Below are 14,963 nucleotides of genomic sequence, written 5' to 3'. Positions count from 1 at the left end.
CTGGAGGGGCTACACCGTGGTCTCCCCGGGACCGATCCGGCTGCGGACGGCCGTCTGCACCTCGGCCTCCTCGGCCGGGTCGGCGGCGAGCCGGCGCAGGCGTTCCACGACGCGCGCGTCGCCGGTCTCGGCGTGCCGGGCGGCGAGTTCGCGGGTGGTCTCCTCGCAGTCCCACAGGCACTCGACGGCGAAGCCGGTGCCGAAGGCGGGGTCGGTGGCGGCGAGGGCCCGGGCGGCCCGGCCGCGCAGGTGGGAGGAGGCGGTCTCGCGGTAGATGTGCCGCAGCACGGGGGCGGCGCAGGCGATGCCGAGCCGTCCGGTGCCGTCGACGAGAGTCCACAGGGTGGGGGCGTCGGGGCCTTCGCCCCGTACGGCCTCGCGCAGTGCGGCGAGGACGAGGTCGCGGTCCCGGGCGCCGCCGCGGCAGGCGAGGACGCGCCCGGCGGCGGCGCCCAGCGCGTCGGGCCGCCGGGCCCAGCCGCGCGCCCGGTCGACGGCGACGGGCGTGCGCATGCGCTCGAAGGCGTCGACGGCGGCGTCGACGACCAGCGGTGTCCCGCAGGACACGGCCTTCTCGATCAGGTCGAGGGCGTCGGGGTCGCCCGTGTCGGCGAGGTAGCGCAGGGCCGTGCAGCGGGCCCCGTCGCCGCCGGCCTCCGCCGCCAGGAGGATCTCGGCACGGTCCTCGGGCCCCGCGACGGCGCTCAGGCAGCGGGCGGCCGGCACATGGAGTGCGGCGCCCCGGTCGATGCCCTGCTGGGCCCAGTCGAAGACGGCCTGCACGCTCCACCCGGGGCGTGGTCCCGTGGGCCGCAGCTGGCGCTGCCAGCGGTCGAAACTGCCGGCCTCGTGGGCGGCACGCACGCGTGCGGAGACGGACTCCCGGGGATCCTCGGCCCACAACCGCCAGGGGCGGGGCTCGAAGGCGTCCCGGACGGTGGCGGCCAGCTCGGCCTCGCCCTCCGGGTCGGTGGCGAAGCGGGCGAGGACGGGGGCGGCGAGGGCGCGCAGGCCCGCGTCGTCGTCCCTGAGGGCCAGCTCGTCGAGCGCCCAGGCCCAGTTGGAGCCGTGGGCGGCGTACCGGCGCAGCAGGTGGAGCGCGTCGCGCCGGCCGTAGGAGGCGAGGTGCCCGAGGACGGCGAGGGCGAGCCCGGTGCGGGACTCGTCGGTGTCCAGGACGTCCTCGGCACCGAAGAGGTGCGCCTCGATCTCGTCCAGTTCGCCGTTCAGGTCGAGGTAGAGGCGGGCGTAGTAGAGGGAGCGGTTCTCCACCTGCCAGTCGTGGCGGGGATCGCGCAGCACGCAGTGGTCCAGTGCCGCGAGCGCCTCGGGGCGCGGGGCGGTGAGCGCGTGCAGTGTGCCGTCGCCGCGGCCCCGCTGGAGCAGGCCGAGCAGCGTACCGCTGGGCGCTATGACCGGATCGAACATGGGAAACAGCCTCACATCAAGCGTCGACGCAACCGGGGACGTGTACTACCTGGCCGCGCGACAACACGTCGGAGTGTCCGCCGTTTCCTGCTTGCTGTAAGCCATCTTCCTCTGCCTCTCGTCGGTGGCCCCTGCGGGCCGCGTCACGGCCCGCGCGGTGCGGCAACTCCTGCCCAGCCATCACGTCCGTGAACCACGTCGTCATGATGACCCGGCGCTTCCGTCCGCCGCGACCGAAATTTCGGCGGCCCCGTACCGCCTCCCCCGTTTTCCGTGTCGTTCCAGGTCAGACCGGTCGCGTCACAGCTCGCCGAACAGTTCGAGCAGTTCCGTCCGGCCGAACATGCGCGCGGTGTCGACCGCCGAAGGGGTGCCGGCGGACGGGTCGGCTCCGCCTTCGAGGAGGGCCTTGACGACGTCCGTCTCCCCCTTGAAGGCCGCTCCGGCGAGCGGTGTCTGGCCCCGGTCGTTGATCCGGTCCGCGTCGGCGCCGCGCCCGAGCAGGGCGCGCACGGCGTCGGAGTGGCCGTGGTAGGCGGCGAGCATCACGAGCGAGTCGCCGCGGTCGTTGGTGAGGTTGGCCGGGACGCCCGCGTCGACGTACGCCACGAGTTCCTCGGTCCGTCCCCGCCGGGCCAGATCGAAGATCTTGGTCGCCAGCTCCACGACCTCGGGGTCGGGGACTTCGGTCATCGGCCGGACCGCCTCTCCACTACGCGTCACATCGGGTGCGTACGCCTGCGCGTGCCGCAGCCGTACGAGTGAATCGCCAGGGTACTGGCTCGCGCGGCACATGACCCGATGTGCCCGAGGTAAAGATCACCGCAGACGGCGGGCGGCGCAACAGCCCGGCTCGCCCGCGCCCGAGGACCACTCCGCCGACCGGGGGAAATAGTCCAGTTTTCACCCAGTTGCACCTTTTATCGTATGGATACATGCTGTGAGCCTGGAAGTACTCATGGTGACTGTCCCCGCGAACCAGGAGAACTCACATGATCCTCTCGATCTCAGGCGTGGTCCTGCTCGGCATCGTCGTCTTCATCTTCTTCCGCAAGGACGGACTGAAGGCGTCACACGCCGTGGTGGCCATGCTCTTCGGCTTCTACCTCGCCAGCACGGCCATCGCGCCGAGCATCAAGGCGGGCGGCGAGAGCCTGGCGAGCCTCCTCGGCGGAATCAAGTTCTGACGACCCCGCTCCCCGTACGCATCCTGCCCGTACGCACCCACTGGAGGCAGTAGTGGCCCGGCGCCCCCTCCCCCGCATCCTGAGCAACGGCGGCGCGCAGCTCGCCCGCAGCCGGGAGCTGGCCCGGACGGCCGCCGACAGCGCCACGGACGTCCTCCATCCGCTGATCACGATCGCGCGCGGTCTGCGCCGGCTGGCCGGAGCCGGGCGGCGCAGGTGGGCGCAGACACCCAAGGAGAGACGGGGAGCGCTGCTGTTCCTCGTCGCCTCGGTCGTCCTGGTCGTGGCGCTGGTGCCGTACGGGCCGCTGCTGGCCGCCATCACCCTGATGGCGGCCGCGGCCTGGCAGGGCAGGGACCGCACACCGGCGGCACCCGACGGGCCCGACGAGTCGCAGACCCAGCGCCTGAAGTCGCTGTACGAGGCGCTGGTGCCGTACTTCTCCACCGCCGAGGACCCCGAGCCGCTGTACGCGCACGGCGGGGCGTGGGACAAGGCCTTCCCCACCTACGCCTTCGACGGCGCGGGCCGCGTCTCCCAGTTGGTGGTGCGCTACCCGGCGTACTTCACCGACGGCGAGGCCGAGTCACGGGCGCGCATCGAGCACCTCCTCGCGGCCAAGTCCGGCCGGGGCCGCGAGTACCACTTCACGTGGGACGAGGAGGGCAACCAGCTGACGCTCGGGGTGCTGCCGCCGCTCCCCGTCGACATCACCGCCCAGCGCTTCGTCACCGCGCCCGGCGAGACCGTCCTCGGTTTCACCGACTCCGCGCAGGTGCGGCGCACCCTTCCCGTCGGTTCCGGCGAGCGGCAGCGCGACGTCCCCCCGGTGGTCTGGCGCACCGGCCTGCGCTCCACCGAGCCGCATCTGCTGGTCCTCGGCCAGCCCGGCAGCGGCACCTCCACGCTGCTGCGGTCCATCGCCCTGCAGGCCCTCCAGCACGGTGACGTGGTGATCGTGGACGGCGGCGGCACCGGCGAGTACGCCTGCCTGACCGGCCGCGACGGCGTGCTGGCCGTCGAATGCGGACTGGCCGGCGCCACGGCGAGCCTGGAGTGGGCCGCGACCGAGACGGAACGCCGTCTCATCGCCGCCAACCGGGCCCACCAGGCGGGGCACCCGCCGCCCGAGGACACCAGGCGGCCGCTGTGGGTCCTCGTCGACCGCCCCACCGCCTTCACCCACCTGGCCGCGGCCGACGACCGCAAGGATCCGCAGACCCTGCTCCAGGTCCCCCTGCGCCACGGCCGGCCGGCGAACGTGACGGTGGTGGTCGCCGACCAGCTCGACGCGCTGGACGCCCTGGCCGAACCGGTCCGCCAGCACACCCGTGCCCGCATGGTCCTCGGCCCGGCGACGGCCGACCAGTTGCAGACGGCCCTGGGCGCCCCGCCCCGATCCACCCCCGTCGACCAGGCCCCGCCCGGCCGCGGCTACGCCCGCCTCGGCAGCGGCCCCGTCCACCGCCTCCAGGTCCCCGCGACGCCGAACCCCTTCGACGACGCGGCCCCCGAGGCGCACCGCGAGGCGGTGCTCGCCCTCCTGCCGCCCCGGACGACTCCGGCGGACGGGGAGACGGTCCCCGAGCCGGACGGGGCGGACGGCACACCGGAGCCGCTGCCCGCGGACCTGGACGAGAAGCCGGTGGCGGCACCAGTCGAGACCGCGCAGCGGAAGGGCGATCCCGTGGCCGTGCCGGCGAAGGAGCCCGCGCCGGCTCCGGTCCGGCTGATGACCAAGGGCCCGGCACCGACCCCGGTGCAGGTGTTGGCGAAGGGCCCCCTGCCGACGGCCGTCCAGGTGATGACGAAGGGGGCCGTACCGGCAGCGCTCCCCGCACGGACGGGCGCGGCCACCTCGGACGCCGCCCCGGACGCCACCCCGGCGGAGGCCACCCCCGCCTCCCCGGACCCCGCTCCCACGGACGCGGGACGCCCCACTCCCGCTCCTGCTCCCGCCCAGGACGCACCCTCCGCGCCGGTCCCGGCGCACGCCCCGTCCGGTGAGGAGCCCGGGCCCGCTCCCGCACCGGTCGCGGCCCGGGAGCCGCTGACGAATCCGGTCCCCGCGCTGGCGCAGCCGGAGCAGCCGGACCGCCCGTAGCCGCCCGCAGGCAGGCCGAGAGCGGTTCCTCCTCGAGGGAGGAACCGCTCTCGGCGTCGTCAGGCCACGAACGTGCGCGGCGGCTCCGCGCCGCCGGCCCCGCCCGACTCCACCAGCGCGGCCGCCGCGGCGAGTCGTACCGCCGCTTCCTCGGCCACCGCGCCGCCGACGGTGAACGGCAGCCGCACATACCCCTCGAACGCGCCGTCCACGCCGAACCGCGGCCCGGACGGCACCCGTACGCCGACCCGCTCCCCCGCCTCGGCGAGCCTCGATCCCGAGAGCCCGCCGGTGCGCACCCACAGCGTCAGCCCGCCCTGCGGGACGTCGAACTCCCACCCGGGCAGCTCGCGTCGCACGGCGGCCACCAGCTCGTCCCGGTTCGACCGGGCCTGCTCGCGCCGCACCTGTACCGCCTGCTCCCAGCCGCCCGTGCCGAAGAGCCAGTTGACGGCGAGCTGCTCCAGCACCGGGGTGCCGAGGTCGGCGTAGGCCCGCGCCGCCACGAGGCTGCGGATGACGTCCGGCGCGGCGCGCACCCAGCCGATCCGCATGCCGGCCCAGAACGCCTTGCTGGCCGAGCCGACCGTGATCACCGTGGACCCGGCCGGATCGAACGCGCACACCGGCCGTGGCATCTCCACGCCGGGGTCGAGCCACAGCTCGCTCATCGTCTCGTCGGCGATCAGCACGGTCCCCGCGGACCGGGCCGAGTCGACGAGCCGCCGGCGCTGGTCCTCGCCGGCGAGCGCCCCGGTGGGGTTGTGGAAGTCGGCCACGACGTAGGCGATGCGCGGCGCCGCGTCCCGCAGCACCTGCCGCCAGCGGTCCATGTCCCAGCCGGAGAGCCCTTCGCCCATCGCCACCGGCACCAGCCTGGCGCCCGCCTCGCGCATCAGCTGGAGGATGTTGGCGTAGGACGGCGACTCGACGGCGATGCGCTCGCCGCGGCCGCCGAACAGGTGGCAGATCGCGTCGATCGCGCCCATGGCGCCGGTCGTCACCATGATCTGCTCGGGCATGGTGGGAATGCCGCGCGCGGTGTAGCGCTCGGCGATCATGGACCGGAGGGCCGGGAGCCCGGCGGGGTAGTCGCCGTGCGTGTGCGCGTAGGGCGGCAGTTCCTCCAGGGCGCCCTGCACGGCCCGGGTGAGCCACGGCTCCGGCGCGGGCAGCGCGGCGCAGCCGAGGTCGATCACCGAGCCGAGCGCCTCCGGCGGCAGCGGCTCCAGTCCCCGGGCGGGCAGCGGGTTCCCGGCGGGCACGGCGGTCCAGCTGCCCGCGCCGCGCCGGGACTCCAGGAACCCTTCGCTGCGCAACGCCTCGTAGGCCGCGGCCACCGTCGTCCGGCTGACGGACAGCGCCAGGGCCAGTTCCCGCTCGGCGGGCAGCCGGGCGGCGACCGGGACGCGGCCCTCCAGCACCAGCAGGCGGATGCCGTCGGCGAGGGCGCGGTAGGCCGGGGGGCGGCGGGTGCCGGGCCCCGCGGGGCGGTCCTGCTGCGAGTTGAGCAGCCGGGCGAGCTGCGCCGCCCCTACGGCCGAGGTCCACTGTGCCATCGGAATCAGTCCACCTTCCCCGGATTGGCCCTGGATCGCCACTCCATCCTCGCCACAGGGTGTCATGTGCCAGTCCATTACCACCACCAGGGGGGCACATCATGGCCACGCGGGGGCATCTCACCCGGCGGCTCGTCCAGCTCTACGCCGGGCTCGCGCTGTACGGCGGGAGTTCGGCGCTGCTCGTCCGCTCCGGGCTGGGTCTGGAACCGTGGAACGTGCTGCACCAGGGCCTCGCGGAGCTCACCGGGCTGTCGATCGGCGTCGTCCTCACGATCGTGGGCGCCGCGGTGCTGCTCGCGTGGATCCCGCTGCGTCAGCGCCCGGGCCTGGGCACGGTGTCGAACGTCCTCGTGATCGGCATGGCCATGGACGCGACCCTGGCCCTGGTGCCCGACGCGAACGGCTGGGCGCTGCGGGTGGGCCTGATGGTGGGGGGCATCGTCCTGAACGGGGCGGCGACCGGCCTCTACATCGCGGCCCGGTTCGGCCCGGGCCCGCGCGACGGTCTGATGACCGGGCTGCACCAGCGCACGGGCGTCTCGATCCGCCTGGTGCGCACGGGCATCGAGCTCACCGTCGTGGCGACCGGCTTCGCCCTCGGCGGCACCGTCGGGATCGGGACCCTGCTGTACGCCCTGGCGATCGGCCCGCTGGCGCAGGTGTTCCTGCGGGTGTTCGCCGTCCCCGAGGCACCCGCCGGCAGCACGGTCGTTGCCACCGGTCGACCCCGGCGGGCGATACTGCGTCCGTGACCCCGCGGATACACCACCCCTACCTCGACCATCCCGGCCCGATCGCCTTCGCCCACCGCGGCGGGGCGGCGGACGGCCTGGAGAACACCGTGCGCCAGTTCCGGTGCGCCGTCGAGGCGGGCTACCGGTACATCGAGACCGACGTCCACACCACCCGGGACGGCAAGGTCGTCGCCTTCCACGACGCGACCCTGGACCGGATGACGGACGGCGCGGGCCGGATCGCCGACCTGCCCTGGCAGGAGGTACGGCAGGCCCGGGTGGCGGGCGCGGAACCCCTCCCCCTCTTCGAGGACCTGCTGGAGACCTTCCCCGACGTGCGCTGGAACGTGGACGTGAAGTCGGAGGCCGCCCTGCTGCCCTTCCTCGACCTGGTCGGTCGCACGGACTGCTGGGACCGGATGTGCCTCGGCTCGTTCTCCGAGGCGCGCGTGGTGCGCGCCCAGCGACTGGCCGGCCCGCGCCTGGCCACCTCGTACGGCACCCGGGGGGTGCTCGGTCTGCGGCTGCGCTCCTGGGGACTGCCCGCGTCGGTGCGCCGGTCGGCGGTCGCCGCGCAGGTGCCGGAGATGCAGTCCGGCATCCAGGTCGTGGACGGCCGCTTCGTGCGCGCGGCCCACGCGCGCGGGCTCCAGGTGCACGTGTGGACCGTGAACGAACCGGAGAGCATGCACCGGCTTCTGGACCTCGGTGTGGATGGCATCATGACCGATCACATCGACACACTGCGCAAGGTCATGGAGGACCGCGGCGTCTGGGTCTGAGACCCCGGGCTCGGCCGGCTGCGCGCGTCTCACGGGGAAGCGAGGGCACCGGTGGGTACGGACACCGTGCGGACACCGCCGGCCGACGGGGCGGGGCTCCGGCGCGAGCAGCGCGGCTGGTACTTCTACGACTGGGCGTGCTCGGTCTACTCCACCAGCGTGCTCACCGTCTTCCTCGGTCCGTATCTCACGTCGGTGGCCGAGTCGGCCGCCGACGCCGACGGCTACGTCCACCCGCTGGGCATCCCGGTGCGCGCCGGGTCGTTCTTCGCCTACTCGGTGTCGCTGTCGGTGATCGTGGCGGTGCTGGTGATGCCGCTGGTGGGTGCCGCCGCCGACCGCACGGGCCGCAAGAAGCCCCTGCTCGCGGCCGCCGCCTACACCGGTGCCGGGGCGACGACGGCCATGTTCCTCCTGGACGGCGACCGCTATCTGCTCGGCGGCGCGCTGCTGGTGGTGGCCAACGCGGCGCAGTCGGTGGCGATGATGCTGTACAACTCCTACCTGCCGCAGATCGCCCCGCCGGAGCAGCGGGACGCGGTGTCCTCCCGGGGCTGGGCCTTCGGCTACGCGGCCGGCTCCCTCGTCCTGGTCGCCAACCTGGTCCTCTACACAGGACACGAGCGCTTCGGCGTCTCCGAGAGCACGGCGGTGCGCATCTGCCTGGCGTCGGCGGGCCTGTGGTGGGGTGCCTTCGCCCTGATCCCGCTGACACGGCTGCGGGATCGCGCCACGGCCCGGAGCGAGGCGGCGCTGCCGGGCTTCCGGCAACTCGCGGCGACCGTCCGCGACATGCGCCGCCACCCGCTGACCCTCGCCTTCCTGCTCGCCTACCTCGTCTACAACGACGGCGTCCAGACGGTGATCTCCCAGGCCTCGGTCTACGGCTCGAAGGAACTGGGCCTCGGGCAGTCGACCCTCATCGGCGCGGTCCTCCTGGTGCAGGTGCTGGCGGTGGCCGGGGCGCTGGCGATGGGCCGGCTGGCCCGCAGCTACGGTGCCAAACGGACGATCCTCGGCTCATTGATCGCCTGGACGCTCACGCTGGCGGCCGGATACTTCCTGCCCGCCGGGGCGCCCGTGTGGTTCTTCGTCCTGGCCGGCGGGATCGGGCTGGTCCTCGGCGGCAGCCAGGCGCTGTCCCGTTCCCTCTTCTCCCATCTGGTCCCGCCCGGCAAGGAGGCCGAGTACTTCTCCGCGTACGAGGTGAGCGATCGCGGCATGAGCTGGCTGGGGCCGCTGCTGTTCGGGTTGACCTACCAGCTCACGGGCAGTTACCGGGACGCGATCATCTCCCTGGTGGCCTTCTTCGTGCTCGGGTTCGTGCTGCTCGCACGGGTCCCGGTGCGGCGTGCGATCGAGGAAGCGGGGAACCCGGTTCCGGACCGGATTTAGCACTGAGCGCGAAAGGGCGGTAGTGTACGCGTTTGGCCTGCCAGGCGTACCGTTACTGCGCGTCAAAGATGTCGAAACGCTGGGTTACATCTGGTATCAGATGTGACAAACCGGGCGCTGGTGGGTACAACAAGGGCGGCTACGACGGCGACGCATGACCCGGAACGGGACTCGGAACGGGAATCTTTACCGCCGACCGGACGTTGACCGGATGACGACGACAGCGACACCTGTCCTGTGGGCGACAAGCCCGGGAGGCACGATTCATGAGTGAGCGAGCTCTTCGCGGCACGCGCCTCGTGGTGACCAGCTACGAGACGGACCGCGGCATCGACCTGGCCCCGCGCCAGGCCGTGGAGTACGCATGCGAGAAGGGGCACCGCTTCGAGATGCCCTTCTCGGTCGAGGCGGAGATCCCGCCGGAGTGGGAGTGCAAGGTCTGCGGGGCCCAGGCACTCCTGGTGGACGGCGACGGCCCGGAAGAGAAGAAGGCCAAGCCCGCGCGTACGCATTGGGACATGCTGATGGAGCGGCGCACCCGCGAGGAGCTCGAAGAGGTCCTCGAGGAGCGTCTGGCGGTACTGCGCTCCGGTGCGATGAACATCGCCGTTCATCCCCGGGACAGCCGCAAGTCGGCCTGACCCGACCCGGCCTGGTCGGATTGATCAGCGCACATCGGTAACCGAGGGCGCCGTACGGTTCGTACGGCGCCCTCGGTTTTGCGTGCCCTCAGTGCGTCAGCGGGGGGACTAGTGCGTCAGCGGGGGACGCTGCTGCTGCGGGGCGTCGCCGCCCGGCTCCTCGCGGATGACCTCGCCCTGGACGACCTTGCCGTCGGGCTGATGGATGCGCGCCTGCCGGAAGACCCCGCCCAGCGTCCCGGGGTCGGCCTCGCGGAGCTTGCGCTCGAAGGTGCGCTCGGCGGAGCGGCTCACGGCCTTCTGCACCGGCGGCAGCAGCAGGAGCAGACCGGCGGCGTCCGACAGCAGCCCGGGGATGATCAGCAGCAGGCCGCCCAGCATCATCAGGCCGTTGCCCTCACTGGCCGGCCGGGCCGCCGCGGGCGCCGTCCCGCTCTGCTGCTGTTGCAGCGTCTCGGAGAGGTTGCGGAACGCGCGCCGCCCCGCCCGCTTGATCACCACCGAGCCGGCGACGAGTCCGGCGAGCAGGACGAGGAGCACCACCAACGCGCTCGACGCCCCGGCGACCAGCGTGAGCAGCCAGATCTCCAGCACGAGCCACACGGCGACGCCCAGCGGCAGGAACGTGCGCAGCCGGGAGCGCCGGGGCCGGGCGGAGTGGGGGGTCTGAGCGCCAGTCGTCATGCCTCCAGTGTGCCTGGCCCCGGCTCAGCACGGGATAAGCGCCCGATCAGGCATCCTGTGCGGGGCGGGCCCCACCCGGACGTCTCCACCCGCGGCCGGCCGCCGAGCCCGCCTGGGCACCGCAGTGCTCCGGTCGTACCGCAGCCGCTAGGGCTTCGCGGGCTTGCCGCCGCGGCCCGTGACCTTGCCGACCCTCTCCCCCACGCCCCACGCCGTGACCCGCCACAGTGCCTCGACGAGGATGTCCCGGCTCATCTTGGAGTCACCGAGCTCGCGCTCGACGAAGGTGATCGGCACCTCGACGACGTGGTAGCCGGCCTTGACCGCACGGCGGGCCAGGTCGACCTGGAAGCAGTAGCCCTGGGAGGCCACCTCGTCGAGGCCGAGGCCCTCCAGGGTCTCGCGGCGGAAGGCCCGGTAGCCGCCGGTGATGTCGCGCAGCGGCAGATCGAGCGCCAGGCGGGAGTAGAGGCTGCCGCCCCGGGAGATGACCTCACGGGAGCGGGGCCAGTTCACCACCCGGCCGCCGGGGACCCAGCGCGAGCCCAGCACCAGGTCGGCGCCCTTGAGGGCGGTGAGCAGCCGGGGCAGTTCCTCGGGCTGGTGGGAGCCGTCGGCGTCCATCTCGACCAGCACGCCGTAGCCGTGTTCCAGACCCCAGCGGAAGCCCGCGAGGTAGGCGGCGCCGAGGCCCTCCTTGCCCTTGCGGTGCAGCACGTGGACGTGGTCGTCCTCGACGGTCAGCTCGTCGGCCAGCTTGCCCGTGCCGTCCGGGCTGTTGTCGTCGGCCACGAGCACGTGCGCCTCGGGGACGGCCCTGCGCACCCGGCCGACGATGCTCTTGATGTTCTCCGCCTCGTTGTAGGTCGGGATGATCACCAAGGCCGTGCCGAGCGGCCCGAACTTCCTCCCCTGGGCTCCTGCCGCGAGGGTTCCGTCGCCGTCGTTCACTGATGCCCCTTCATGTCCATATGCAGGGGTCCACCATAGTGCGCCCGGCCTGCGCTGACGTGACCGGACGTTCGAATCGTGGTGTTGCACCCGCGGGACGGGGGCGGGAAGGCCCCTTCCGGAGGTCGTGTACGGCGGATGGGGGCCCGGCGCCCTTCGGGCCGGCCCGGGATCCGCCGGCTGCGGATCGACCGGAAGCCGTTGTCTACTGAGCGCCCGGGCCCCACCCGGGTCACACCTCCCCGACCCGCCGGAACGTTCCCTCGGCGCTGCTCCGGCCTGAGCCTGGCTCCCAGTGGCGGTGCCCCGGTGCGGCACACCGTCCCTGACCCGGCGGTGCCGCGGCGAGTGCTCGGACGTTCCCCGGTCGGGCGTCCGGTGGTGGACTCCGCAGAACCTACCGGCACGCTGCGGCTGCCTGTCAACAGTCGCCCGACCTGCCCGTTCCGCTTCGCGGCCCTGGTCAGGACCGAGGACGCGCAGGTCGCGCGCCGGGGGTGCGGCGCACGGTTTCCCGCGCGCCACTCCCGTAGATCACTCGCCCGGCCGTACGAAGACCGTGCGTCCGCCGACGACGGTGCGCAGGCATACCGGCAGCTCACGACCGGGGGTCAGGTCGGGCAGACCCGGGGTGCCGGAGCGCGGGTCGGTGGACCAGCGGGCGACCCGGTCGTCCGGCGCCTGCACCACCAGCTCGCCGGTGCGCCACACGGCGTAGTCGGCGGGCGCGCCCGGGACCAGGACGCCGGCGTCGTCGCGGCCCACCGCCCGCCAGCCGCCGCGCGTGTGCGCCGTGAACGCGGCGCGCACGGAGACGCGGTGCTCGGGAGTGCGGTGGAAGGCGGCCGCACGGACCGTGCCCCACGGGTCGAGCGGGGTGACCGGGCTGTCGGACCCGAAGGCGAGCGGTACTCCGGCGCGCAGCAGGGCCGCGAACGGGTTCAGCGTCCTGGCGCGCTCCGCTCCGAGCCGCTGGGCGTACATGCCCTCGTCGCCGCCCCACAGGGCGTCGAAGGCGGGCTGGACGGAGGCGGTGAGACCGAGTTCGGCGAAGGCCGCGACGGCCTCCGGGGTGAGCATCTCGGCGTGCTCGACGCGGTGCCGGGCGGCGCGGACACGCGCCGGGCCGAGCTTCTCCGCGGCGGCGCGCACGCCCTCGACCACGGCGTCCACGGCCGCGTCGCCGATGGCGTGGAAGCCGGCCTGCAGGCCCGCCTCGGTGCACGCCACGACGTGCGCGGCGACCGCGGCGGCGTCGAGGTACGCCCGGCCGGTGTGCGCGGCGTCGGCGTACGGCTCGTGCAGGTAGGCGGTGTGCGAGCCGAGGGCGCCGTCGACGAACAGGTCACCCGCGGCTCCCACCGCGCCCAGTTCCCGTGCCTTGGCGACGTCCTGCTCGGCCCAGTAGCCCACGACACGCGGGCCGCTCTCCCGGGCGGCGAGGCCCAGCAGGCCGGTGAAGTCCTCCTCCGAGGAGATCTGCGGTCCGGCGCACTCGTGGACGGTGCCGATGCCGAGGGACACGGCGTGCGCCAGCGCGGCCCGCTGCGCCTCGGTGCGCTGCCGCTCGGTGACGGCGCCGAACGCGGCGGCCCGGACGGCGTGGTGGGCGTCGGCCGTGAGCGGTCCGTCCCCCTGGAGGCCGTCCTGCTGTCCGGCCGACGGGACTAGGTCGAGCAGGGCCGTGGTGACGACCGCCGAGTGCACGTCGATCCGGCTGAGGTAGAGGGGGCGGTGCCCGGTGGCGTCGTCGAGTTCGGCGCGCGTCGGGGGCCGGCCGCCGGGCCAGCGGGCGGCGTCCCAGCCGTGCCCCAGCAGCACCCGGTCGTCCGGCCGGGCGGCGGCGAACTCGCGCACCCGGGCGAGGGCGGCTTCGAGGGAGGGTGCGTCCGACAGGTCGAGCCCGGTCAGGGCGAGGCCGGTGGCGGTGGTGTGCACGTGTGCGTCGGTGAAGGCGGGGGTGACCAACGCGCCGTCGAGGTCGACCACTTCGTCGACCCCGTCGGCGAAGGCGTCGGCGGCGCCCTCCGAACCCACCCAGGCGACCTGCCCGCGCTCCACCACCATGGCGGTGGCGAAGGGATCGGCGGGGCTGTGGACCTCTCCACGACGGAGCAGGACGGTCTTCGGCGACACGGGGGACTCACTCATGGACAACAGTGTCACAGGGGAGCGGTCCGCCGGGTCGGTCAGGGGCCGCACGAGCAGGGGCGCGCAAGGGGGCGCCCCGCCTTCTCCCGCGTGGCGGGCGAAGTGGGAACCGGCGGGTCAGATCCTGGGCGGACGCGCCTCGTACGGCGTCGACAGGACCACCGTCGTACGGGTGGACACCCCGGCCAGGGACCGCAGCCGGGCGAGGAGTTCCTCCAGCTCGTGCGGCGTGGCGACCCGGACCTTGAGGATGTAGTTCTCGTCGCCGGCGACGCTGTGGCACGCCTCGATCTCCGGCACTCCGGCCAGCCGGTCCGCGATGTCGTCCGGCGCGCTGGGGTCGAACGGCTTCACGGAGATGAACGCCGTCATCGGCAGCCCCACCGCCTCGGGGTCGACGACCGCCGCGTAGCCCCGGATGACACCCCGCTGCTCCAGCCGCCGCACCCGCTGGTGCACGGCCGAGGTGGACAGGCCGGTGGCCTTGCCCAGGTCGGTGTAGCTCATCCGCCCGTCCTTGACGAGCAGCTGCACGATCTGTCGGTCCAGCTCCTCCATGGCGCTAGAACCTACAGGGCGGTTGATCTCCTCGGATACCCGAGGAGTCGAGGTCATGGCCGGTTCGCGCCGCGCGGGAAGCGCGGGGTCCCCCTTCCGGGGGACAAATGCGCCGCAGCGGACACCCCGACCATGGATGTGACGAACGCCACATCACTCGAACAGTCTCCGTGATGTTCCCGTGATTACCGGGCGGGGGCGACGGGAAGTGCTTGCTGTGGTCGAGGCCGCAGTGCCTGATACGGCCCAGCCCGAGGGGGAGTACCCAATGCAGAGTCTCAAGCGCCCTGGTCGCACCGCGCCCAAGCGGCAGCAGCCCGTCGTCGAGCCCGAGCCGGAGGGCGTCGAACCCGACGCCTTCGACGACGAACTCGACGCCTACGACACGTTCGAGATGTTCCGGGTCGTCTGCCCGGACTGTGCGCAGCCCATCGCCCTGCTGGCGGACGAAGAGGTGCTGCCGGAGCACGCGCTGTGCGCCTCGCCGTGGAACCCGTTCGGGCTCACGGTCTGCGCCGGAACCGGCCGCCGGGCCTCCGACGCCCGCCCCGCCGACGAGTCGGTGGAGCCCCAGGAGCAGGACACGGCCCTGCTGCTGACGCTCCCTCAGGGACTGGACTGGCGGATGCAGCCGTTCTCGCACGTCGGCGGCCCGGGCTCGCGCCCGATGCGCGTCCCCGTCATGCGCCGCGCGGCCTGAGCACGGGCCCTTCCCGCCCGCTCGCTCCCGTTCAGCGACCGCCCCGCACCACGGCACCGGTACGACCGCCGTGGTGCGGGGCGAGG

Annotated in this window: 14 protein-coding genes; 7 read left to right on the top strand and 7 right to left on the bottom strand. The window is 73.6% G+C overall.

Translation table 11 applies throughout. The annotated features are described in order from the left end of the window. Positions 1–9 precede the first annotated feature (9 nt). Together ACH4C6_RS24755 and ACH4C6_RS24750 are read right to left on the bottom strand one after the other, a co-directional pair. Positions 10–1,428 carry a HEAT repeat domain-containing protein gene (locus ACH4C6_RS24755; protein ID WP_398110762.1) on the bottom strand — a complete coding sequence of 473 codons (1,419 nt, stop codon included), beginning with the start codon at positions 1,426–1,428 and terminating at the stop codon, positions 10–12. Between the two features lie 300 nt (positions 1,429–1,728). Further along, the gene (locus tag ACH4C6_RS24750; RefSeq protein ID WP_398110761.1) at positions 1,729–2,121 is read right to left on the bottom strand and encodes an ankyrin repeat domain-containing protein; all 393 of its coding nucleotides are present in this window, start codon (positions 2,119–2,121) and stop codon (positions 1,729–1,731) included. Positions 2,122–2,420: 299 nt separating this feature from the next. On the opposite strand from ACH4C6_RS24750, the gene ACH4C6_RS24745 reads away from it, so the two are divergent. After that, positions 2,421–2,615 (top strand): hypothetical protein, encoded by a 195-nt coding sequence (locus tag ACH4C6_RS24745; protein ID WP_030843336.1) that lies wholly within the window; start codon positions 2,421–2,423, stop codon positions 2,613–2,615. A 52-nt stretch (positions 2,616–2,667) separates the two neighbouring features. Beyond that, on the top strand, positions 2,668–4,719 hold the full coding sequence (locus ACH4C6_RS24740) for a hypothetical protein (protein ID WP_398110760.1): 2,052 nt from the start codon (positions 2,668–2,670) through the stop codon (positions 4,717–4,719). Positions 4,720–4,778: 59 nt separating this feature from the next. Here ACH4C6_RS24740 and ACH4C6_RS24735 read toward each other — a convergent pair whose 3' ends face one another. Further along, positions 4,779–6,278, bottom strand: coding sequence for a PLP-dependent aminotransferase family protein (locus ACH4C6_RS24735; RefSeq protein WP_398110759.1), 1,500 nt, complete (start codon positions 6,276–6,278; stop codon positions 4,779–4,781). Positions 6,279–6,379: 101 nt separating this feature from the next. On the opposite strand from ACH4C6_RS24735, the gene ACH4C6_RS24730 reads away from it, so the two are divergent. The 4 genes from ACH4C6_RS24730 to ACH4C6_RS24715 all read left to right on the top strand — a co-directional run bounded on the left by ACH4C6_RS24730 (position 6,380) and on the right by ACH4C6_RS24715 (position 9,833). Next, positions 6,380–7,033 carry a YitT family protein gene (locus ACH4C6_RS24730; RefSeq protein ID WP_398110758.1) on the top strand — a complete coding sequence of 218 codons (654 nt, stop codon included), beginning with the start codon at positions 6,380–6,382 and terminating at the stop codon, positions 7,031–7,033. Beyond that, complete coding sequence (locus ACH4C6_RS24725) at positions 7,030–7,797, top strand: glycerophosphodiester phosphodiesterase (RefSeq protein ID WP_398110757.1); 768 nt, start codon at positions 7,030–7,032, stop codon at positions 7,795–7,797. Before ACH4C6_RS24730 ends, ACH4C6_RS24725 begins: the two co-directional genes overlap by 4 nt. A 51-nt stretch (positions 7,798–7,848) precedes the next feature. Further along, positions 7,849–9,192: an MFS transporter gene (locus ACH4C6_RS24720; protein WP_398110756.1), complete on the top strand. Its 1,344-nt coding sequence runs from the start codon at positions 7,849–7,851 to the stop codon at positions 9,190–9,192. 266 nt (positions 9,193–9,458) lie between these two features. Continuing rightward, complete coding sequence (locus ACH4C6_RS24715; protein ID WP_003977404.1) at positions 9,459–9,833, top strand: RNA polymerase-binding protein RbpA; 375 nt, start codon at positions 9,459–9,461, stop codon at positions 9,831–9,833. Positions 9,834–9,941: 108 nt separating this feature from the next. Here ACH4C6_RS24715 and fxsA read toward each other — a convergent pair whose 3' ends face one another. The 4 genes from fxsA to ACH4C6_RS24695 all read right to left on the bottom strand — a co-directional run bounded on the left by fxsA (position 9,942) and on the right by ACH4C6_RS24695 (position 14,177). Further along, positions 9,942–10,517, bottom strand: a complete 576-nt coding sequence (gene fxsA, locus ACH4C6_RS24710) for an FxsA family membrane protein (RefSeq protein WP_398110755.1) — start codon at positions 10,515–10,517, stop codon at positions 9,942–9,944. Between the two features lie 147 nt (positions 10,518–10,664). Beyond that, a complete protein-coding gene (locus tag ACH4C6_RS24705; RefSeq protein ID WP_398110754.1) occupies positions 10,665–11,468 on the bottom strand; it encodes a polyprenol monophosphomannose synthase in 804 nt (267 codons plus the stop codon). Positions 11,469–12,002: 534 nt separating this feature from the next. Continuing rightward, complete coding sequence (locus ACH4C6_RS24700; RefSeq protein ID WP_398110753.1) at positions 12,003–13,619, bottom strand: amidohydrolase; 1,617 nt, start codon at positions 13,617–13,619, stop codon at positions 12,003–12,005. A 117-nt stretch (positions 13,620–13,736) separates the two neighbouring features. After that, positions 13,737–14,177 (bottom strand): Lrp/AsnC family transcriptional regulator, encoded by a 441-nt coding sequence (locus ACH4C6_RS24695; RefSeq protein ID WP_004002750.1) that lies wholly within the window; start codon positions 14,175–14,177, stop codon positions 13,737–13,739. 268 nt (positions 14,178–14,445) lie between these two features. Between ACH4C6_RS24695 and ACH4C6_RS24690 the strand changes: the two genes are divergently transcribed. After that, positions 14,446–14,877, top strand: coding sequence for a hypothetical protein (locus ACH4C6_RS24690; protein WP_398110752.1), 432 nt, complete (start codon positions 14,446–14,448; stop codon positions 14,875–14,877). Positions 14,878–14,963: the final 86 nt, after the last annotated feature.

The sequence above is a fragment of the Streptomyces sp. NPDC017943 genome, from assembly GCF_044328425.1.
Classification (GTDB): domain Bacteria; phylum Actinomycetota; class Actinomycetes; order Streptomycetales; family Streptomycetaceae; genus Streptomyces; species Streptomyces djakartensis_A.
This window is presented reverse-complemented; position numbering and strand designations above follow the sequence as displayed.